Origin of the sequence: Variovorax sp. Root434 (assembly GCF_001426595.1) — a bacterium.
Lineage (GTDB): Bacteria > Pseudomonadota > Gammaproteobacteria > Burkholderiales > Burkholderiaceae_C > Variovorax.
On sequence record NZ_LMEK01000025.1, the window covers coordinates 43,212 to 61,094 of the forward strand.

Consider the following 17,883-nt stretch of genomic DNA (forward strand, 5'->3'; position numbering starts at 1 on the left):
ATTGCGGAAGCCAGTGCCCCTTCAATCCGCGCTCCTTTCCAAGTCGTTGAGCGCATCGCCGAAGGCGTAGCCCACGTTGCGCACCGTGTGTATCAACGGCGTCGCGAATGGCCGGTCAATCTTGGCACGCAACCGCTTGACCGCTACATCGACGACGTTGGTGTCGCTGTCGAAGTTCATGTTCCAGACTTCGGAGGCGATCAACGTACGCGAGAGCGCCTCCCCCTGGCGCTTCACCAGCAGGTGCAGCAGCAGGTACTCCTTGTTGGTCAACGCGATTTCCACGCCCTCGCGCGTGACCTTGCGTCGCAGAGCGTCCAGCTTGAGGTCGGCGACCTGGTACATGTCGGCATCGCGAGCGACGCCGCGTCGCAGCAGTGTGCGGATGCGCAGCACGAGCTCGGTGAAGGAGAAGGGTTTGACGAGGTAGTCGTCTGCGCCAAGTTCAAGGCCGCGGATGCGATCGCTCAGCTGGTCTCGGGCGGTCAGGAACAGCACGCGCATGTCGCCCTTCTCGCGAAGCGCCGGCATGATCTGCCAGCCGTCGATACCAGGCAGCGTCACATCGAGAACGACAAGGTCGTAATCGTTGTTCAGCGCCGCGTGGAGGCCGTCGGGCCCGGTGCGTGACAGGTCCACGGCGTAGCCACTTTCCCGGAGCCCCTTCTTCAGGTACTCGCCGGTCTTGGGGTCGTCCTCGATGACCAGGATCTTCATGCGAGTGGATTCTCGCCTCGACGGAGGTACGGACGACATGACGTTTTTGTCATTGACTTGTCACCCCCGACCGGCGAGCGAATACCTAAAGTCTCCTCGACCGCCTTGCCCCATTCACACATCTCAAGGAGATTCACATGCATCAACGTCCCAACTCGCTTTTCGCAGCCAGCCTCGTCGCGCTGGCCATCGTCATTCCCACGGCCTCGTTCGCGGCCGGCCCGGAGGCGACAGTGCGCGTTCGCGGCACGATCGTCACGCGCAACGGCGACCAACTCGAAGTGAAGGCCCGCGAAGGCAATTTCGTCTCGATCAAACTCAAGCAAGGCTGGACTGCCAACGGCGTTGCCAAGGCAGCAATTTCCGACATCAAGCAAGGCGACTACGTCGGCATTGCGTCCTTGCCCAGGGCACAGGGTGGCGACGGCGCGCTGGAGGTCCTGATCTTTCCGGCGGCGATGAAGGGCATGGGCGAAGGCAGCTTCGGATGGGACCTCAAGCCGGAAAGCTCCATGACCAATGCCACGGTTTCCAACGCCGTGAAGTCGGTCGACGGTGGCGTCGTCACGGTGACGTATCACGGGCAGGAAAGGAAGATCGCGATCCCGACGGGTACGCCTGTCGTGACGTTGACTCAAGCAACCTCGGACGACGTCAAGGCCGGCGCAGTCGTGTTCGTCTCTGCAGAGAAGGGCGCCGACGGCAGCCTGTCCTCAGGACGTCTGGTGGTCGGCAAGGACGGCGTCGTTCCGCCGATGTAAGCGAAGTGGCCGGCACTGCGCCGGCCGTGCGACCTCAGAACAACACGAGAGCCAACTTCCATGTCTACAACATTTGATCTCCCCGATGCCAACCAGGAACAGTGGCTGAAGCGCTACTACTACTTACGCGCCTTGTTCTCGATAGTCTGGGTAACCGCTGCTTTCGCTGTCGGTACCAAAGTGCCCGCAATTGCGGCGCTGCTGCTGGTTGTCTATCCCGCATGGGATGCGACCGCCAACTGGATCGATGCGACCCGCAGCGGCGGTCTCGCGAAGAATCGCACGCAACGCATCAATGTCGGGGTGAGCGGCGTTGCGACGGCGGCGGTACTTGTCGCATTGAATTCCGGAATGGGTGCCGTGATCGCGGTCGTCGGCGCATGGGCCATCGCTTCCGGCCTGCTTCAACTGAGCACGGCGGTTCGGCGATGGAAAAGCCATGGTGCGCAGTGGACGATGATCCTGAGCGGGGCCCAATCCGCTCTGGCAGGTGGCTTCTTCATTGCCCAGTCACGAATGGAGACGCCTCCCTCCATCGCGAACGTGGCCGGCTATGCGGGGGTCGGTGCGCTTTACTTCCTGATTTCGGGCGTATGGCTGACGGTGCGTCACATGCGGAGCATTGGCCCGAGCATCCAGAACAGAAATTGATCATCTGCACAGACAGCGCAAGACCGGTTTGACAAGTTCGCATGCAAGCCGAAGGTGCGCCAGATGCGCGAGACGGCCAAAGGGAAGCCACGGTTCGCGATAACAGGTGGTCTTAATTCAAATCAAGAAAACCGGAAGATTCGAATTTTCCGGCCTGGCGATCGTTCGCAAGGCTTCACGCGGGGCGCTCCTGCCAGGGACACCACCTTGAAGCCTTGGCCGGCTACCGCGATCCGGCACTCAGGGCGCCAACGCGCTCGACGTCGCCAGCGAGGCCGCCTCCGCTGTGCAGTCACGCGCTGGTTTTGCGCCATGGGTGCGGGCTTTTTTGACTTCGTCACGCGCGGCGTTGAACTGCGCCATGAACGTCGGGTTCGTGTGCAGCCGCGCCACGGCTGCAGCGCCAACCAGGCGTCCGGCTTCGATATCGCTCTTCCAGTGCGCACCGCAGATTCCGCGGCTTTGCCCGTAAGCCCGTCCGCGTTGCAGCAGCGCATTGCTGCGGTCGGGCGCGAGTTCCGCCAGCACCAGTGCCTGGGCCCAGCCGGCAGCCGCATGGCCTGACGGGTATGAACCGTTCTTGCGCAGAAAATCTTCTTCCTCCGGGGTGCAGCTACTTTCCTTGAATGCGACAAATGGACGCGTCCGGTTGTAGTTGTTCTTTGCTTTGGAAGTCGAGGCGGCCGCATCGGTCAACACGCGCCGCAGCAACATGTTCAGATGCGGTGTGGCCTGCTCGGAGACCGGAACTCCCAGCGCGCAGGCAAAAACCTGTTCTGCCGGGGGGAACTTGAGATTGGCATCCTCCCTGGCGAGTTCTCCTCGTGCGCTGTTCTGCAGCGCACGCAGCGCATGGAAGGCTGCATTGTCGGCCTCCTGGTCGGCAGAACCGACAGCGGGGGGAGCGGCCAGCAGCGCCAGGCTGTCAGGCAGTTCATCCGCCGCAAGGTAGCCCTTGAGGAAGCCCGAGCCTGGTCGAGATTCACCAACCGCGCTTGGGCTGATGGAGGGGGGCGCGGCAGACATGGCACCGCCTGGATGAGCCAGATCGGTGCTGGTACAGGCGCTTGCCATAAGAGCGGCAAGGAGCAGGGGAAGGGAAGGGGGAATTCGCATAAGGTCTCCAATATTTCTTGAAACGGTAAATCGGAACGGAATCGAATGAGCGACGGATGCCGAGGTCGTGGGAAGTGGCGACGTGGTGTTTGAATCGTTGTTCACGTGCGAGACATCGCCGAAAAGCTCGACGACCATGCCGAGGTCGTACGACGCGCCGAGGTTCGCGGTCTTGAGTAGAAGGTTGCCGACCTTATTGGGTCGGATCAATACGCAGTTTGCTTTTGGGGTGCGCAGACCAGGGTCAGCGCGGCAAAAGCGGCGACCACGATGCCGGGGCCGCTGGCGGCCATCACGCCCGCCACGCCCAGGCCTGCGGCCAGTACCTGTCCGGCGATCAGCGGGCCGCCGATGGCACCCAGGCGGCCCACCATGATGGACGCGCCCACGCCGGTGCCACGGATGGAGGTGGGGTAGAGCGCCGGGGCCATGGCGTACAGCACCAGTTGGCGGCCCGTGGCGCAAAACCCGGCACCCAGCCCGGCGAGCAGCATCATCGGCAGACCTTGAGCCCAGCCCAGCCCGGCAAGCGACAACAGCATGCCCAGGTAAATGCAGACTGCGGTCTTGACGCGGGCGGACGAGTCCATCAGCCGTCCCACCATCAACGAGCCTGCGGCACCGCCAAAGTTGAACAACAGCGACACGAGGCTGCTGTCCTCGCGGCTGAAGCCCTTGCCCTGCATCAGCGAGGGTAGCCAGTTCAGCAGCATGTACAGCACGGTCAGCACGAAAAAGCTGGCCAGCCACAGCAGCAAGGTGGACTTCCACATGCCGCCCGTAAACAAGCCGGACACGCCTTCGGTGGCCACCGGCCGGTGGGTGGCGGCGGCTTGCTGCTGGCGCAACTGGTAGGCCTGCGACTCGGGCAGCATCAGCATCAACAACACGGCGATCGCGATGGGCACCACGCCGCCCACGTAGAACAGGCCGCGCCAGTCGCCGCCAAAGTTGACCATGCCCAGCACGGCGGCAGCGGCACCGCCCAGAGGCACCCCGGCGTAAGTAATGCTGACCGCGATGCTGCGGTGGCGCGGTTGGGCCGCCTCGGACGACATGGCAATCAGGATGGGCAACGCCGCACCCAGGCCCAGTCCGGTCAGGAAGCGGGCGGCCAGCAGGCTGTGAAAGTCCCACACTTGGGTGGTGGCCAGCGAAAACACGCCAAAGATCAGCACCGACACCACCAGCACCTTCTTGCGGCCAATCCGGTCCGACAGCCAGCCGCCCAGCAGCGCGCTGGGCAGCAGCCCCAGCAGGCCGGCGCTGAACATGGCACCGATCTGCGGTTGCAGCAATTGGAATTCCTTGCCAATGCCGCCTGCCGCGATGCCTGCGGCCTGCAGGTCCAGGCCCTCCAGCAGCGCGACGATGAAGCACAGTATCAGCGTCTTGAATTGTTGCCCCGGTGTGCCGGGGCTTGAATGTGTCTCGATCATTGAGGTTGCTCCCATTTATATAGCGACTGACACAGGTGAAATGCGCGCCGGGAGTTCGTCGGGCCTTCGAGCCCTTTCCAATCCAAAGGCAGGCGCAGCGAAAGAGATGCCAGTCATCGTGTGCTCTTCGCTGGCTGGATTGTGGTTATGAAAAATAACCAATACAAGCGGGATTCGGCGCTCGACCGTAGGTGCTTTCCCTCGCTTTGGAAGGTCGGAATATGGTTTCAATAAATAATCAAATTTGCCGGATTCGACACGCGAGAACGAGGCCCGATCTAGTCACCATCGGCAAAGTTGTCGAACAACAGCCCGCGCAGCCACTGGTTGCCCGGATCGCGGTGCACCTTCGCGTGCCAGAACAGGTTGATCGCGATCTGCGGCAGCGCCACCGGATGTGGGCGCCACACCAGTCCGAACGGCTCGGCGATGCTCTGTGCGAGCCGTTCGGGCACGGTCGCGATCATCTCGCTCGATCGCAGGATGTGGCCAATGGCCACGAAGTGCGGCACCTTGAGCCGGATGCGCCGCTGGATGCCCTGTGCCGCCATCACGTCGTCTGCCTTGCCGTGGCCCGTGCCGGCAGCCAGCACCTGCACGTGGTCGGCCGCGCCGAAGTCCTTGAGCGAAACGCTGCGCTTGTACGCGAGCGGATGCGCGTTCGAGAACAGGCACACGTAGCGCTGCAGGAACAGCCGGCGCTGGAACACGCCCGCTTTCAGCTGTGGCAGCAGGCCGATGGCGATGTCGACGTGGCCGGCTTCCAACTCGTCGCGCAGGTTGGTCGCGGTGTTGTTGCGCACCGTGCTGATCGTCACGCCCGGCGCCGCCACCGACAGCGCCTCCATCAGCCTCGGCGTGAAGTAGATCTCGCCGATGTCGGTCATCGCGAGCGTGAATCCGCGCGTGCTCGTGGCGGGGTCGAACACCACCTGCTGGTTGAGTGCGGTGTGCAGCGCGCCCATGGCGTAGGCCACCGGTTCGGCCAGCTGCAGCGCGAAGGGGGTGGGCTCCATGCCGCGCGCGGTGCGCAGGAACAGTTCGTCGCCCAGCAGCTTGCGCAGCCGCGCCAACGCATTGCTGATGGCCGGCTGCGAAAGCCCGAGCGATTCAGCCACGGCCGACACGCGCTTTTCGGCCAGCATGCGGTCGAACACCAGCAGCAGATTGAGGTCGATGTCCTTGAGTTGCATGGCGTACCTTTATTCAGCACAGTGATGCAGATGATTCACCAAATTCTATTGGTCAATCGGCCGGTGCCGAGCATCATCGGTCCCGGAGACAAGCTGGATCCACACCGGCGCAAGAGAAACCCACGATGGACCTTCACATTCACCCCCTTGCCCGCACCCTCGAGGTCCGCCCCGGCGCGAACCTGCTCGAAGTGCTGCGCGAACACCATGTGCCGGTGTCGTACAGCTGCATGTCGGGGCGCTGCGGCACCTGCCGCTGCAAGGTGGTGTCGGGCCAGCTGCTCGACGGCGGCCAGGACGCGATCCGACCGGACGGGCAGGGCGAGCGCTACGTGCTGGCCTGCCAGAGCACGCTGACCGAAAGTTGCGCCATCGAGATTCCGGAGCCCGACGAAGTGGTGGTGCACCCGGCGCGCATCCTGAAGGCGACGGTCACCGGCATCGACGTGCTCACGCACGACATCCGCCGCCTGCGCCTCAAGCCGAACAAGCCGCTGGAGTTTTCCCCGGGTCAGTATGCGCAACTGCAGTTCGCGCCCGACTTGGCGCGGCCGTATTCCATGGCCGGACTGAGCCGCGACGCCGAGCTTGAATTCCACGTGCGCAGGGTGCCCGGCGGGCGCGTCACGGCGCACATCTTCGAGCAGCTGCGCGTTGGCGATTCGGTCCGCGTGAGCGGGCCGCTGGGCACCGCCTACCTGCGTACCAAACACCGCGGGCCCATGCTCTGCGCGGCAGGCGGCACGGGGCTGGCGCCCATCCTCTCGATCGTGCGCGGTGCCATAGCGACCGGGCTGACGCAGCCTATCCACCTCTATCTGGGTGTGCGCTCCGATGCCGACGTCTACGGCCTGGGCGAGCTGCGCGAACTGCAGGCGCAGCATCCAGGGTTGAATGTGCACGTGGTGGTCGTCACCGGCCCCGCGAAAGAAAACCAGCGTGTGGGCCTCATCACCGATGCCATCCGCGCCGACTGGTCCGGTAACCTCGATGGATGGCGCGCCTACCTGTGCGGCTCGCCGCCAATGGTCGAGGCCGTGACTCAGCTAGTGCGTGGCCGGAGCCTCGCGCCCGAGCAGATCCACGCCGATGCCTTCTACCTGCAAGGCGTCTGAAGCAAGAAACCACGAGAAAAGAGGAGACCCGCGATGACCACGCAAACCGTGTTCCCCATCGAGCTGAAATGGGAAAGCGAAAAGAGCAGCCGCATTCCCTTCATGGCCTATACCGACGAGGCGCTGCACAAGAAGGAGCTGCAGCGCTTCTTCTACGAAAAGCACTGGTGCTACGTCGGTCTCGAAGCCGAGATTCCGAACCCCGGCGATTTCAAGCGCACTGCCATCGGCGAGCGGTCGGTCGTCATGTCGCGCGACGAAGAGGGCGTGATCCACGTCTTCGAGAACGTCTGCGCGCACCGCGGCATGCAGTTCTGCCGCGAGCGCCATGGCAACCGCAAGGAGTTCGTCTGCCCCTACCACCAGTGGAACTACACGCTCAAGGGCGACCTGCAGGGCGTGCCGTTCCGCCGCGGCGTGAAGCAGGACGGCAAGGTCAACGGCGGCATGCCACCGGACTTCAAAACCGAGGAGCACGGCCTGACCAAGCTCAAGGTGGCCTCGCGCGGCGGCGTGGTGTTCGCGTCGTTCGACCATGGCATCGAGTCGCTCGAGGACTTTCTCGGACCCGACATCCTGCACTACTTCGACCGCCTGTTCGACGGCCGCAAGCTCACCATCCTCGGCTACAGCCGCCAGCGCATTCCAGGCAACTGGAAGCTCATGCAGGAGAACATCAAGGACCCGTACCACCCGGGCCTGCTGCATACTTGGTTCGTGACCTTCGGGCTCTGGCGCGCCGACAACAAGTCGGAACTGAAGATGGACGCGCACGGCCGCCACGCCGCGATGATCTCCACGCGCGGCACCGGCGGCAAGGCGTCGCAGGTCACGCAGGTGTCGAGCTTCAAGGAGAGCATGCAGCTGAAGGACCCGCGCTTTCTCGACATCGTGCCCGAGCCCTGGTGGGGCGGGCCGACCGCGGTGATGATGACGTTGTTCCCCAGCCTGATCCTTCAGCAGCAGGTCAACAGCGTCTCGACCCGGCACATCCAGCCCGTGGGACACGACGCCTTCGATTTCGTCTGGACGCATTTCGGCTTCGAGGACGACACCGAGGAGATGACACAACGGCGACTGCGCCAGGCCAACCTGTTCGGCCCGGCGGGTTTCGTCTCGGCCGATGACGGCGAGGTGATCGAGTTCTCGCAGGAAGGCTTCGAGCAGAAGCCCTTCCACCGCACGCTGGCCGAACTCGGCGGGCGCGAGGTGGAGAACACCGACCACATGGTGACGGAGACACTGATTCGCGGCATGTACCGCTACTGGCGCGAGGTGATGGAAGCATGAAGAACCTCGACGCCAACGTCTACCTGGAGCTGTCGCGCCTCTATGCGGCCTATGCCCATGCGGTCGATTCCGGTCACTGGGACCTGTGGCCCGCGTTCTTCACGGAGCAATGCAGCTACCGCCTTCAGCCGCGCGAAAACCACGAGCGCAATTTGCCACTGGCCACGCTCTCGTTCGAGAGCCGGGGCATGCTGGAAGACCGGGTCTACGGCATCAAGGAGACGCTGTTCCACGATCCGTACTACCAGCGCCACGTTGTCGGCCTGCCACTGGTGCACAAGGTCGACGAAGACGGCACGATCCACAGCGAGGCCAACTACGCGGTGTTCCGCACCAAGCTCGACGGGCCTTCGACGGTGTTCAACGTCGGCCGCTACATCGACGCCGTGGTGCCCACACCTGAAGGCCTGAAGTTCGCGTCGCGCCTGTGCGTGTTCGACAGCGAAATGATCCCGAACTCCATCATCTACCCCATCTGAAAGCGACCATGAGCACCATGACCTGGGTCGACGCCGCGGCCGTCGACGACATTCCCTCCGACGACGTGGTGGGCATCGAGGTGCAGGGGCGCGACATCGCCCTCTACGGCACCGAGGACGGCATCCACGCCACGGACAACATCTGCACGCACGGCCATGCGCGGCTGTGCGACGGTTTTCTCGAAGGCCACGAAATCGAATGCCCGCTGCATCAGGGGCGCTTCGACGTGCGCACGGGCAAGGCGATGTGCGCGCCGCTCACCGAAGACTTGCGCAGCTACCCGGTGAAGATCGAGGGCGGGCGGGTGTTTCTCGCGTTCGAGGGCTGATCTGTTCTGCCGCTGATCTGCAGTCTCTGTATCTGTTGCGCGGTGAGAGGGCTGGCGACAATGAGCCTCCCTTTCACGGAAGCGCCATGACAGCAGAAAAGACCCGGGACCAGATCGCCGACCAGATTGCCGCGGAGCTGGGCCACAGCTTCGACGGCGAGATCATTGCCGGCGGCCACTATGTGCCGCTCGTGCGCGACGGCCGCACGGTCTACCTCAGCGGCCAGGTGCCGCGCGTGGGCACCACGGTGGTGGTCACCGGCCGCGTCGGCGATACGGTGTCGCTCGACAAGGCCCGCGAAGGCGCGCAGATCTGCACGCTGCGCAGCCTGGCGCTGCTGCGCAGGGCCTTCGGTTCGCTCGATGCCATCGAGAAGGTCTTGCGCGTCGGCGCGTTCGTGCAATGCACGGCCGACTTCACGCAGCAGAGCGAAGTGGCCGATGCCGCTTCCGACCTCTTGCACCGTGTGTTCGGCGAGGCCGGCGTGCACGTGCGCACGGCGGTCGGCGTGTATGCACTGCCGAAGAATGCGACGGTCGAAGTCGAGATGACAGTCGCCGCCAAGCAGTACATCGGCTAGCGCGACGCCAGGCCGATGAGGTCGCGTGCCAGCTGGGCGATGGTCAGCGGCGCGCAGCCTTCAGCGTTGTTGCTCACGGTGACGAAGGCGTTCTGGCCCGCGCGCGTGGTTCCCGCGATCACCTTGGCCAGCGCCGCGCGCGTCTCGGGATCGGGATCGACGATCTTGTCGAAGGGGCCGTAGAGCTTTTCCGCATCCTCGTAGCCGAAGCGGCCGTGGCGCCGGTGCAGGTTCCAGCGGCACACCAGCGGACCGGGCCACATGGCGCGCAGCATCGGCAACTGCTCCTCGATGGGGGGCATCTTGGCGTGCAGGCCCATGCAGAAGGTGGCGCGCACGCTGCGCAGCATCCCGGCGAAGGCGGGGTTCAGCAGCTGCGGGTCGCGCACTTCGACGGCGATCACCGCATCGGGCGCGACCGACGTGAGGTCGGGCAGCGAGTCGAGCATCTCGGCGATGCGCGCCAGCAGCGCGGGCTGGTCGGCCAGAAGGTGGCCGGGAATCGGGCTCAGCTGGAACACCAGCACGCCGATGCGATGGCCCAGCCCTTCGAGCGCGGGCAGCACGAACTCCTGCCGCGCGATCTCGCTGCTGAGAAACACGGGGTTGGCCTGCATGCCGCGGCCGCTTTCGTCGCGCACGGTGGCGTCGGTCACGAGGCTCGGCGCCTTCACCACGAAGCGGAAGTCGTCCGGCACCATCGCCGCGTAGCGCGCGTACTGGCTGGCGGTGAGGGCGCGGTAGAAATTGCGGTCCAGGCTCACGGTGCGAAACAGCGGGTGCTTCGCCAGCGCCGAGAGGCCGTTCTTCGACAGCACGGTCTCGGCATATTCGCCATCCCAAACCAGGTTGGCCCAGCCCGGATAACTCCACGACGAGGTGCCGAGCCGCAGCTTGGGCGGCAGCGCCGTGGACAGCTCGACCAGTGCCGGATCGGTGGGGGCGGGCTCGACCGTGCCGGTGCGCGGCTTCTTCTTTGCGGGCGGTTCGGCTTCCGCCTTGGCGGGCGCCGGCGCGGCCGCTGACGCCTCTTCAGGGCGCGGAAGATCGGGAAAAAGAGAGTCCTGTACGTCAGCCATGTCTATGTCTGGGCCCGCATTCTCGGCCAACGCCGGACGGGCGCGCCGCGCCGGGCACAATTCGCGCCATGAAACAGTGGTTGCGCACGCAGGGTGGTTGGTGGCTGGCATGGCTGGCGCTCACCGCCGCGGGCGCGGTGTGGCTCGCGCGCGCCGAACTGGCGCAGGTGCACCAGGACTTCGAGACCGACGTGCGCATCGCGCACCGGCTCATGAGCCAGCAGATGGTGCAGTACGACGCCGTGCTGGCCACGCTCGCGCTGCTGGAGCCCAGCACCGGCGCGGACCATCCGGAGCAGCGCCTGCCTTCGGTGTATTCGTCGATCCTGCGCGTGCAGCGGCGCGACCGCGACGAGCCCTGGGCAGACAGCGCGCAGGCCGGCGCATTGGCCGCGGCCGAGGCGCGTTCGCGCAGCCTGCAGCGCCCCGAACTGGCCGCGCTCGACCTGGCCCATGGCCGCTATGTGCTCGTGATCGGCGCCACGCCGTTCAGCTACGCGCTCGACATCGACCTGGCCGGTTCCGTGCCGTGGCGCGACTGGCCGATGAATCCGCAGCGCAGCCCCGTGAGGGTGAGCCTGCAGCGCGACGGGCAGCAGCTCGTGCTGCAGCCCGGTACGCCGGCCACGAACGGATGGCGCTTCGACCTGACCAAGGCGCTGGCCTCGCCGAGCCAGCCCTTCGACCTCGTGGCCGAGCGGCAGGTGGGGTGGGGCGAGCTGCCGTGGCGCGGCATCGCCGGCTGGGCCGTGGCCGCGGCCGCGCTGCTGGTGGGCCTGTGGGCCGCGCAGCGCCAGCGGGTTGCGCGGCGGCGGGCCGAAGAGCTGCTGCGGCTCGGGCAGGTCGCGCGGCTCAATGCGCTGGGCGAACTGTCTGCCGGGCTGGCGCACGAACTCAACCAGCCCCTCACGGCGGTGCTGGCCAACGCGCAGGCCGCGCGCCGTTTGCTCGACGACGAGCCGCCGGACCTGGCCACGGCGCGCAACGCGATGGGGCAGGCCGTCGAGCAGGCGCGCCGCGCGGCCGGCGTGGTGGGGCGCCTGCGTCGCGTCATCGAGCGTCCCGAGGCCGGCGGCGACGCGAAGCCGCTGGTGCTGCAGGAGGTGGTGCGCAGCGCCATGCACCTGCTGGCGCCGGAGTTCGCGAAGCACACGATCAATGCGCAGTTCGACGCCGCCGCGCAGGCGCCGGTGCGCGTGCAGGCCGAGGCAGTGGCCCTCGAGCAGATCGTGCACAACCTGCTCATGAACGCGCTTCAGGCGCTCGAGCTCGTGCCGGCGGCCGAGCGGCGCCTTGTCGTCTCGGTCGGCCGCAACGGGCAGGAGGGCGTGCTCACCGTGACCGACAACGGACGCGGCATCGCGCCCGAAGCGCTGCCGCGCCTCTTCGAACCTTTCTTCAGCACGCGCGAAGGCGGGCTGGGCCTAGGCCTGAGCCTCAGCGAAACCCTGGCCAGCGGCATGGGCGGCAGTCTGAGCGCGGCCAACGCCTCGCCCCGCGGCGCGCGCTTCACCCTGCTGCTGCCACTGGTCGCACCGAACCCGTGAACACATCGAGCATCCATCCTCCGCAATCCCCGCTGGTCCACCTGATCGACGACGACCAGGCGGTGCGCGACAGCCTGTCGCTGCTGATCGGCACGGTCGGCCTGCGCGTTCAGGCCTGGGCCGACCCGCAGGCCTTCATCGACGGCTTCGACCGCGCGAGCGTCGGCGCCATCGTGCTCGACGTGCGCATGCCCGGCATCAGCGGCCTGACGGTGCTCGACCGTCTGGTGGCGCAGGGCGTCGACCAGCCCGTGATCATGCTGACCGGCCACGGCACGGTCGAGATGTGCCGCCGCGCCTTCAAGGCCGGCGCGGCCGAGTTCCTCGAAAAGCCGGTGGACGACGAGCAATTGCTCGAAGCCCTACAGCAGGCCGTGCGCCAGCACGTGCGCTCGCGCGAACGCTCGCAGGCCGACAACGCCGCGCGCGAGCGGGTGGCGCAGCTGTCGGAGCGCGAGCGCGAGGTGCTCGCCTTCATCGTGCAGGGGCTGACCAACAAGGAGATCGCGCGCACGCTCGCGCTCTCGCCGCGCACGGTCGAGACGCACCGCGCCAACCTGTTCGCCAAGCTCGGCTGCGATTCGCTCGCGCAATTGATCCGGCGCTATGCCGTGCTGGTGGACAGCGCTCCGTAGAACTACGGAGCACCGCGCGTAGCCGTACGAATGGCCGTTGCGCGCCGGGTTTTCTACAGTGGCGCAGCCGTCGGCAACTGCCGGCGCAATCACCCGCATCCACTGGAGAAAACGAACAATGCATTCCATCCTTCGCCTCGGCGGCCTCGCCGTTCTGCTCGCCGCTTCCGCAGTCCAGGCCCAGACGCCCGCACCCGCGGCTTCGGCCGTGCGCACCGAAAAGAACATGTCGCTCGCACTGGCCAACCAGATCGCGGCCGAAGCCGTGGCCGCCTGCGCGGCCAACGGCTACAACGTGGCGGCCACCGTGGTCGACCGCGCCGGCACCGTGCGTGCCGTGCAGCGCGCCGACAACGCCGGCCCGCACACGCTGGCTTCGAGCGAGCGCAAGGCCTGGACCTCGGCCTCGGCCAAGAGCCCGACGCAGGCCATGATGGAAGGCGTGCAGAAGAACGCAGGTGCGGCCAACCTGGTCTACCTGCCGGGCTTCCTGCTGCTGGGCGGCGGCGTGCCGGTCAAGTCGGGCAATGAGGTGATCGGCGCGGTCGGTGTGGGCGGCGCACCCGGCGGCCACCTCGACGACCAGTGCGCCAACGCGGCGCTGGAAAAGGTCAAGGGCCTGCTCTGATGAAGGCGCGCGGCATCTGGCCGGGTGTGCTGGCGATCGCGCTCGGGTTGGGCGTGCCGGTCAGCGTGCTCGCCCAGGTGCCGCCGCTGGCGGCGGAGGTGCTGGCCTACGAAGGACTGCACCAGGCCGCATGGCATGGCGACCTGCAGAAGCTGAAGGCGCTGGCCGCCTCGGGCGCCAACCTCGATGCGCGCGACACGCGCGGCCGCACGCCGCTGCATGTCGCCACGCATGCGCGGCAGCGCGAGGCGATCAAGCTGCTGGCCAAGGCCGGCGCCAACCTCGACCTGCTCGACGACGATCGCTACGACGCCGTCACCATCGCGTCGGTGGCCGACGACACGCCGACGCTTTCCCTGCTGCTGTCGCTCGGCGCCAAGGCTGGGCAGACCACGAGCCGCTACGACGGCACCGCGCTGATCGCGGCCGCGCACCTCGGGCACGACGAGGTAGTGCGGCGGCTGATCGCGGCCGGTGCGCCGCTCGACCACGTCAACAACCTGCACTGGACGGCCGTGATCGAATCCATCGTGCTCGGCGACGGCGGCCCCCGCCACCAGCGCACGCTGGCCGCGCTGATCGATGCCGGCGCCAGCCTCAAGCTGACCGACCGCCAGGGCAACACGCCGCTGCAGCTGGCCAAGGCGCGCGGCTACACCGCGATGGTGAAACTGCTGGAGGCGCCGCGTACAAGATAGGGGCAGCTCGGGGACAATCGGGCCTCGCCACGAGGAAAAACGCCCATGTACATGCCCCCGCAGTTCAATGCCAAGGATCCGTCCATCGCGCTGGAGCTGATGCGCTCGCACCCGTTCGCGAGCCTGATCTCGAACGACGACGACGGGCTGCCGTACGTCACGCACCTGCCGCTGGTGGCCGAGCCGCGCGGTGGCGACGAACTGGTGCTGCTGGGGCATTGCGCCAAGCCCAATCCGCACTGGCGCTACCTGCAGGCGCGACCCCAGGCGGTCGTTACCTTCCTCGGCCCGCATTCGTACCTGTCACCTTCGGTGTACCCCGACCTGGCCCGCGTGCCGACCTGGAACTACCTGGCCGTGCACTGCACCGTCGAGGCCCGGCTGATCGAGGAGCCCGCGGACAAGGACGCGCTGCTCAAGAAACTCATCGGCGACCACGAGCCTGCCTATGCGCAGCAGTGGCGCGACCTGGGCGAGGAGTTCCAGCTCAAGATGCTGGCCGGCATCACAGGCTTCGAGTTGCGCGTGACGGCGCTGCAATGCAAGGTCAAGCTCAACCAGCACCGCCGCGAGTCGCATGCCGCGATGCATGCGGTCTACAGCGCGGGCACGCCGGACGAGCAGGCGCTTGCCGTGTGGATGGGCCGGCTCGGCATGACGGCCGATGCGCCCGTGGCGGAGGAACGCTGAGATGCGCGGATTCGGGCTCATCGGCCTCGTGCTGGCACTCGTGATCGCCGGGCTGGTTGCGAAGAAGCAGATGACGAGCATGGCTTCTTCTTCGCGACCGGCCGTGCCCGGCGTTGCCGCACCGGCAGGCGAAGCGCCTGTGAATGCGCAACAGGTGCAGCAGCAGGTCAAGGCGCGCCAGATGCCGGATGACAACTGAGGCCATTCCCGCGCCGATGCCGGGCGACGCGCACTGGATGGCGCTCGCGCTCGCCGAGGCGCAGCTTGCCGCCGAGGCAGGCGAGGTGCCCGTCGGCGCTGTGCTGGTCAAGGACGGCCAGCTGATCGCGACGGGCCGCAACACGCCGGTCGCGCAGCACGATCCGAGCGCGCATGCCGAGATCAACGCGCTGCGCGCCGGTGCCGCCGCGCTCGGCAACTACCGGCTCGATGGCTGCGAGCTGTTTGTCACGCTGGAACCGTGCGCGATGTGCTCGGGGGCGATGCTGCATTCGCGGCTGGCGCGCGTCGTGTACGGCGCGACCGACCCAAAGACCGGTGCAGCCGGCTCGGTGCTAGATCTCTTCGCCGAACCCCGGCTGAACCATCGCACGCTGGTGCAGGGCGGTGTGCTGGCGCAGGAGTGCGCCGCCGTGCTGCAGGCCTTCTTCCAGCAGCGCCGGAGCGCCGCGCGCGCGCAGGCCGAACCCTTGCGCGACGACGCGCTGCGCACGCCGCAGGAGCGCTTCGACGCGCTGGCCGGCTACGCCTTCGCGCCGCACCACGTGCAGGACCTGCCGAGCCAGCAGGGCTGGCGCATGCACTACGTCGATGAAGGCGGTAAGGGCGACGCCTGCTGCCTGTGCCTGCACGGCCCGGGCGAATGGGGCTACTTCTTCCGGCATCTGGTGGGCCTGCCGGGGCTGCGCACGCTCGTGCCCGACCTGATCGGTTTCGGCAAGAGCGACAAGCCCAAGCGCGAAGCGCCGCATCGCCTTGAATGGCACCGCGACGTGCTGCTCGAATGGCTGGATCGCATGCCGTCCGGCGCGATGGTGCTCGCGCACAGCGCGGCCGCGACCGACCTGGCAGCGCTGCTGCAGGCCGCAGCGCCCGGCCGTTTCGCGGCGATGCTGCTCGTGCCCGACGGCGGCGAGCAAATCGAGGGCGCTTGGCGCGCACCTTTCCCCGATCGGGGCTACGAAGCAGCGCTGCGCGCGCTCGGCCCCATCGCCACGTCCTCGGGACCTGCGCCGGCGCAAGCCCGAACGTTCGTGCGGCAGGTGCGAAACGCAATGGGATACTCGAACACGTGAGCAAACACATCTATATCTATTCCCCCGCCAGCGCGGTCCGCGACAAAGCCGCCTTCCGGCGTGGCGTGAAGCGGCTCCAGGCACTGGGCCATGAAGTCGAAATCGACGAGGCGGCACTCTCGGCGTACCAACGCTTCGCGGGCGACGACGCCACGCGGCTCGCCGCGATTTCGCGCGCCGCAGCAAGCGGTGCCGACGTGGCGCTCATCGCGCGCGGCGGCTACGGCCTCACGCGCATCCTCGACGCCATTCCGTACAAGGCCGTGGCCAAGGCGATCGGCAAGGGCACCGAGTTCGTCGGCTGTAGCGACTTCACCGCGCTGCAGAGCGCGCTGCTGGTCAAGACCGGCGCCGTGAGCTGGTCGGGCCCTGCGCTCGGCGAAGACTTCGGCGCCGAGGCCGGCCCCGACGACATCATGGAAGCCTGCTTCGACGATCTCGTGAGCGGGCAGGGCGAAGGCACCGGCTGGCGCATGCCGGTGCGCGATGCCGACCTGAAGTTCAAGCCCGTGCAGGACGCGGTGCTGTGGGGCGGCAACCTCTGCGTGCTGGCCAGCCTGCTCGGCACGCCGTACTTTCCTGCGGTCGACAAGGGCGTGCTCTTCATCGAGGACACCAACGAGCATCCGTACCGCATCGAACGCATGCTCGACCAGTTGAAGATGGCCGGCGTGCTGGCGCGCCAGCGTGCCATCGTGTTCGGGCAGTTCACCGGCATCCGCAAGGTGCCGGGCTACGACCGCGGCTTTGGCCTGGACACGGTGATCGACCGGCTGCGCGCGTCGCTCAAGGTGCCCGTGCTGGCGGGCCTGCCATTCGGCCACGTGCCCACGAAGGTGCTGCTGCCGGTGGGCGCGAAGGTGTCGATGGCGGCGGAAGGGCGCGACGTCTTCCTCGTTTGGGGCCACTTGCACGCGTCGGCGCACGGGCACCACCACGAACATGATCATCATCACGCCCATTGACCACGGGCAGGGAGAAGAAAGCGAAAAAAGAAAAACGGCCCCGAAGGGCCGCCGCAGCTTCAGCTGTTGTTGCTGGTAAAGCGCTGGTGCGCGCGAGGCCCCATCGAGCCCGGCAATCCGCCCTTGAACATGCTGTTGATGGCTTTCATCTGGCGGCGGGCGGCGGTTTCGCCGTCGATGGCGCTCAGCGCCATCATCACGTCCTGGCGCAGGTACCAGAGCGCCTCGACGTCGGCCGCGAAGCGCACGCGTTGGCTGACGCGCTGCACCGAGTGGCCGCCATGGGCCTGGAGCACCGACAGCATCGCGGTGCGAATGCGCCCCAGCTGGCTCTCCGTCGCCTGGCGGGATCCGGAGCCGGGTACGTTCAGCAGGCGAAGGAGGCGGAGAAGCATGGGCGGGATGCGTGTGGGAAGCCAGGACGGCCGCTACCTTAAGCCTCAGTCAACAGTTCCACAAGATCTGAAACGATGTTTCTTGTTTGCAAACAACACCCTTGGCTTAGTATTTTTTCCGTCGTTGTGTTTTGTTTTCAAAAGCACTACAAGCGGCCAAAAGACCCCTGGTATGTCTGCTCCGTGCCCAACGGGGTATACCCGGCGGTCAACACGAAGAGAGCGCAACCCGCTTCTTTTTGTGCGCGATGGATAGCCAGGAGAGCTGTTTGCGGAGGAA

21 protein-coding genes are annotated in these 17,883 nt (G+C 66.5%); 15 read left to right on the forward strand and 6 right to left on the reverse strand.

The window, feature by feature from the left end; genetic code table 11:
* Window positions 1-21: 21 nt before the first annotated feature.
* The gene (locus tag ASD05_RS21150) at window positions 22-717 is read right to left on the reverse strand and encodes a heavy metal response regulator transcription factor (RefSeq protein WP_056596693.1); all 696 of its coding nucleotides are present in this window, start codon (window positions 715-717) and stop codon (window positions 22-24) included.
* A gap of 137 nt (window positions 718-854) precedes the next feature.
* Between ASD05_RS21150 and ASD05_RS21155 the strand changes: the two genes are divergently transcribed.
* Both ASD05_RS21155 and ASD05_RS21160 read left to right on the forward strand, forming a co-directional pair.
* Window positions 855-1,478 carry a hypothetical protein gene (locus ASD05_RS21155; protein WP_056596696.1) on the forward strand — a complete coding sequence of 208 codons (624 nt, stop codon included), beginning with the start codon at window positions 855-857 and terminating at the stop codon, window positions 1,476-1,478.
* Window positions 1,479-1,538: 60 nt separating this feature from the next.
* Complete coding sequence (locus ASD05_RS21160; protein ID WP_056596699.1) at window positions 1,539-2,129, forward strand: DUF308 domain-containing protein; 591 nt, start codon at window positions 1,539-1,541, stop codon at window positions 2,127-2,129.
* Window positions 2,130-2,369: 240 nt separating this feature from the next.
* On the opposite strand, the gene ASD05_RS21165 is transcribed toward ASD05_RS21160, so the two are convergent.
* The 3 genes from ASD05_RS21165 to ASD05_RS21175 form a co-directional block, all read right to left on the reverse strand.
* Complete coding sequence (locus ASD05_RS21165) at window positions 2,370-3,455, reverse strand: acid phosphatase (RefSeq protein WP_235508049.1); 1,086 nt, start codon at window positions 3,453-3,455, stop codon at window positions 2,370-2,372.
* Window positions 3,452-4,684, reverse strand: coding sequence for a 3-(3-hydroxy-phenyl)propionate transporter MhpT (mhpT, locus tag ASD05_RS21170; RefSeq protein WP_056596705.1), 1,233 nt, complete (start codon window positions 4,682-4,684; stop codon window positions 3,452-3,454). Before mhpT ends, ASD05_RS21165 begins: the two co-directional genes overlap by 4 nt.
* Window positions 4,685-4,962: 278 nt before the next feature.
* Window positions 4,963-5,877, reverse strand: a complete 915-nt coding sequence (locus ASD05_RS21175) for a LysR family transcriptional regulator (RefSeq protein ID WP_056596708.1) — start codon at window positions 5,875-5,877, stop codon at window positions 4,963-4,965.
* A 125-nt stretch (window positions 5,878-6,002) separates the two neighbouring features.
* Here ASD05_RS21175 and ASD05_RS21180 point away from each other — a divergent pair, with 125 nt between their 5' ends.
* From ASD05_RS21180 to ASD05_RS21200, 5 genes are all read left to right on the forward strand, one after another.
* Window positions 6,003-6,992: a 2Fe-2S iron-sulfur cluster-binding protein gene (locus ASD05_RS21180; protein WP_056596711.1), complete on the forward strand. Its 990-nt coding sequence runs from the start codon at window positions 6,003-6,005 to the stop codon at window positions 6,990-6,992.
* A gap of 33 nt (window positions 6,993-7,025) precedes the next feature.
* Window positions 7,026-8,282, forward strand: coding sequence for an aromatic ring-hydroxylating dioxygenase subunit alpha (locus ASD05_RS21185; RefSeq protein ID WP_056596714.1), 1,257 nt, complete (start codon window positions 7,026-7,028; stop codon window positions 8,280-8,282).
* Window positions 8,279-8,761, forward strand: coding sequence for an aromatic-ring-hydroxylating dioxygenase subunit beta (locus tag ASD05_RS21190; RefSeq protein WP_056596716.1), 483 nt, complete (start codon window positions 8,279-8,281; stop codon window positions 8,759-8,761). The genes ASD05_RS21185 and ASD05_RS21190 overlap by 4 nt, the downstream gene beginning before the upstream one ends.
* 8 nt (window positions 8,762-8,769) lie before the next feature.
* A complete protein-coding gene (locus tag ASD05_RS21195) occupies window positions 8,770-9,090 on the forward strand; it encodes a non-heme iron oxygenase ferredoxin subunit (protein ID WP_007832227.1) in 321 nt (106 codons plus the stop codon).
* Window positions 9,091-9,176: 86 nt separating this feature from the next.
* On the forward strand, window positions 9,177-9,671 hold the full coding sequence (locus tag ASD05_RS21200; RefSeq protein ID WP_056596719.1) for a RidA family protein: 495 nt from the start codon (window positions 9,177-9,179) through the stop codon (window positions 9,669-9,671).
* On the opposite strand, the gene ASD05_RS21205 is transcribed toward ASD05_RS21200, so the two are convergent.
* Window positions 9,668-10,750: a DUF72 domain-containing protein gene (locus tag ASD05_RS21205; RefSeq protein WP_056596722.1), complete on the reverse strand. Its 1,083-nt coding sequence runs from the start codon at window positions 10,748-10,750 to the stop codon at window positions 9,668-9,670. The two genes, ASD05_RS21200 and ASD05_RS21205, sit on opposite strands and share 4 nt — an antisense overlap.
* A gap of 68 nt (window positions 10,751-10,818) precedes the next feature.
* Between ASD05_RS21205 and ASD05_RS21210 the strand changes: the two genes are divergently transcribed.
* From ASD05_RS21210 to ASD05_RS21245, 8 genes are all read left to right on the forward strand, one after another.
* Complete coding sequence (locus ASD05_RS21210) at window positions 10,819-12,297, forward strand: ATP-binding protein (protein ID WP_056596725.1); 1,479 nt, start codon at window positions 10,819-10,821, stop codon at window positions 12,295-12,297.
* Complete coding sequence (locus tag ASD05_RS21215) at window positions 12,294-12,932, forward strand: response regulator transcription factor (RefSeq protein ID WP_056596727.1); 639 nt, start codon at window positions 12,294-12,296, stop codon at window positions 12,930-12,932. Before ASD05_RS21210 ends, ASD05_RS21215 begins: the two co-directional genes overlap by 4 nt.
* Before the next feature lie 118 nt (window positions 12,933-13,050).
* Window positions 13,051-13,560: a GlcG/HbpS family heme-binding protein gene (locus ASD05_RS21220; RefSeq protein WP_056596738.1), complete on the forward strand. Its 510-nt coding sequence runs from the start codon at window positions 13,051-13,053 to the stop codon at window positions 13,558-13,560.
* Complete coding sequence (locus tag ASD05_RS21225; RefSeq protein WP_056596741.1) at window positions 13,560-14,258, forward strand: ankyrin repeat domain-containing protein; 699 nt, start codon at window positions 13,560-13,562, stop codon at window positions 14,256-14,258. Before ASD05_RS21220 ends, ASD05_RS21225 begins: the two co-directional genes overlap by 1 nt.
* 45 nt (window positions 14,259-14,303) lie before the next feature.
* On the forward strand, window positions 14,304-14,948 hold the full coding sequence (locus ASD05_RS21230; protein ID WP_056596744.1) for an FMN-binding negative transcriptional regulator: 645 nt from the start codon (window positions 14,304-14,306) through the stop codon (window positions 14,946-14,948).
* A 1-nt stretch (window position 14,949) separates the two neighbouring features.
* Entirely contained in the window at window positions 14,950-15,147 is a 198-nt protein-coding gene (locus tag ASD05_RS21235; protein WP_056596746.1) for a hypothetical protein, read from the forward strand.
* Window positions 15,137-16,243 (forward strand): tRNA adenosine(34) deaminase TadA, encoded by a 1,107-nt coding sequence (gene tadA, locus ASD05_RS21240; RefSeq protein ID WP_056596749.1) that lies wholly within the window; start codon window positions 15,137-15,139, stop codon window positions 16,241-16,243. Before ASD05_RS21235 ends, tadA begins: the two co-directional genes overlap by 11 nt.
* Window positions 16,240-17,208 (forward strand): LD-carboxypeptidase, encoded by a 969-nt coding sequence (locus ASD05_RS21245; RefSeq protein WP_056596751.1) that lies wholly within the window; start codon window positions 16,240-16,242, stop codon window positions 17,206-17,208. Before tadA ends, ASD05_RS21245 begins: the two co-directional genes overlap by 4 nt.
* A gap of 59 nt (window positions 17,209-17,267) precedes the next feature.
* On the opposite strand, the gene ASD05_RS21250 is transcribed toward ASD05_RS21245, so the two are convergent.
* Window positions 17,268-17,603: a hypothetical protein gene (locus ASD05_RS21250; protein ID WP_056596754.1), complete on the reverse strand. Its 336-nt coding sequence runs from the start codon at window positions 17,601-17,603 to the stop codon at window positions 17,268-17,270.
* Window positions 17,604-17,883: the final 280 nt, after the last annotated feature.

Coding starts and splice junctions, on each gene's coding strand:
- ASD05_RS21155 (WP_056596696.1), top strand. CDS start 855: ATGCATCAACGTCCCAACTCGCTTTTCGCAGCCAGCCTCGTCGCGCTG.
- ASD05_RS21250 (WP_056596754.1), bottom strand. CDS start 17,603: ATGCTTCTCCGCCTCCTTCGCCTGCTGAACGTACCCGGCTCCGGATCC.
- mhpT (WP_056596705.1), bottom strand. CDS start 4,684: ATGATCGAGACACATTCAAGCCCCGGCACACCGGGGCAACAATTCAAG.
- tadA (WP_056596749.1), top strand. CDS start 15,137: ATGACAACTGAGGCCATTCCCGCGCCGATGCCGGGCGACGCGCACTGG.
- ASD05_RS21205 (WP_056596722.1), bottom strand. CDS start 10,750: ATGGCTGACGTACAGGACTCTCTTTTTCCCGATCTTCCGCGCCCTGAA.
- ASD05_RS21150 (WP_056596693.1), bottom strand. CDS start 717: ATGAAGATCCTGGTCATCGAGGACGACCCCAAGACCGGCGAGTACCTG.
- ASD05_RS21220 (WP_056596738.1), top strand. CDS start 13,051: ATGCATTCCATCCTTCGCCTCGGCGGCCTCGCCGTTCTGCTCGCCGCT.
- ASD05_RS21195 (WP_007832227.1), top strand. CDS start 8,770: ATGAGCACCATGACCTGGGTCGACGCCGCGGCCGTCGACGACATTCCC.
- ASD05_RS21190 (WP_056596716.1), top strand. CDS start 8,279: ATGAAGAACCTCGACGCCAACGTCTACCTGGAGCTGTCGCGCCTCTAT.
- ASD05_RS21230 (WP_056596744.1), top strand. CDS start 14,304: ATGTACATGCCCCCGCAGTTCAATGCCAAGGATCCGTCCATCGCGCTG.
- ASD05_RS21185 (WP_056596714.1), top strand. CDS start 7,026: ATGACCACGCAAACCGTGTTCCCCATCGAGCTGAAATGGGAAAGCGAA.
- ASD05_RS21175 (WP_056596708.1), bottom strand. CDS start 5,877: ATGCAACTCAAGGACATCGACCTCAATCTGCTGCTGGTGTTCGACCGC.
- ASD05_RS21160 (WP_056596699.1), top strand. CDS start 1,539: ATGTCTACAACATTTGATCTCCCCGATGCCAACCAGGAACAGTGGCTG.
- ASD05_RS21235 (WP_056596746.1), top strand. CDS start 14,950: ATGCGCGGATTCGGGCTCATCGGCCTCGTGCTGGCACTCGTGATCGCC.
- ASD05_RS21225 (WP_056596741.1), top strand. CDS start 13,560: ATGAAGGCGCGCGGCATCTGGCCGGGTGTGCTGGCGATCGCGCTCGGG.
- ASD05_RS21180 (WP_056596711.1), top strand. CDS start 6,003: ATGGACCTTCACATTCACCCCCTTGCCCGCACCCTCGAGGTCCGCCCC.
- ASD05_RS21200 (WP_056596719.1), top strand. CDS start 9,177: ATGACAGCAGAAAAGACCCGGGACCAGATCGCCGACCAGATTGCCGCG.
- ASD05_RS21210 (WP_056596725.1), top strand. CDS start 10,819: ATGAAACAGTGGTTGCGCACGCAGGGTGGTTGGTGGCTGGCATGGCTG.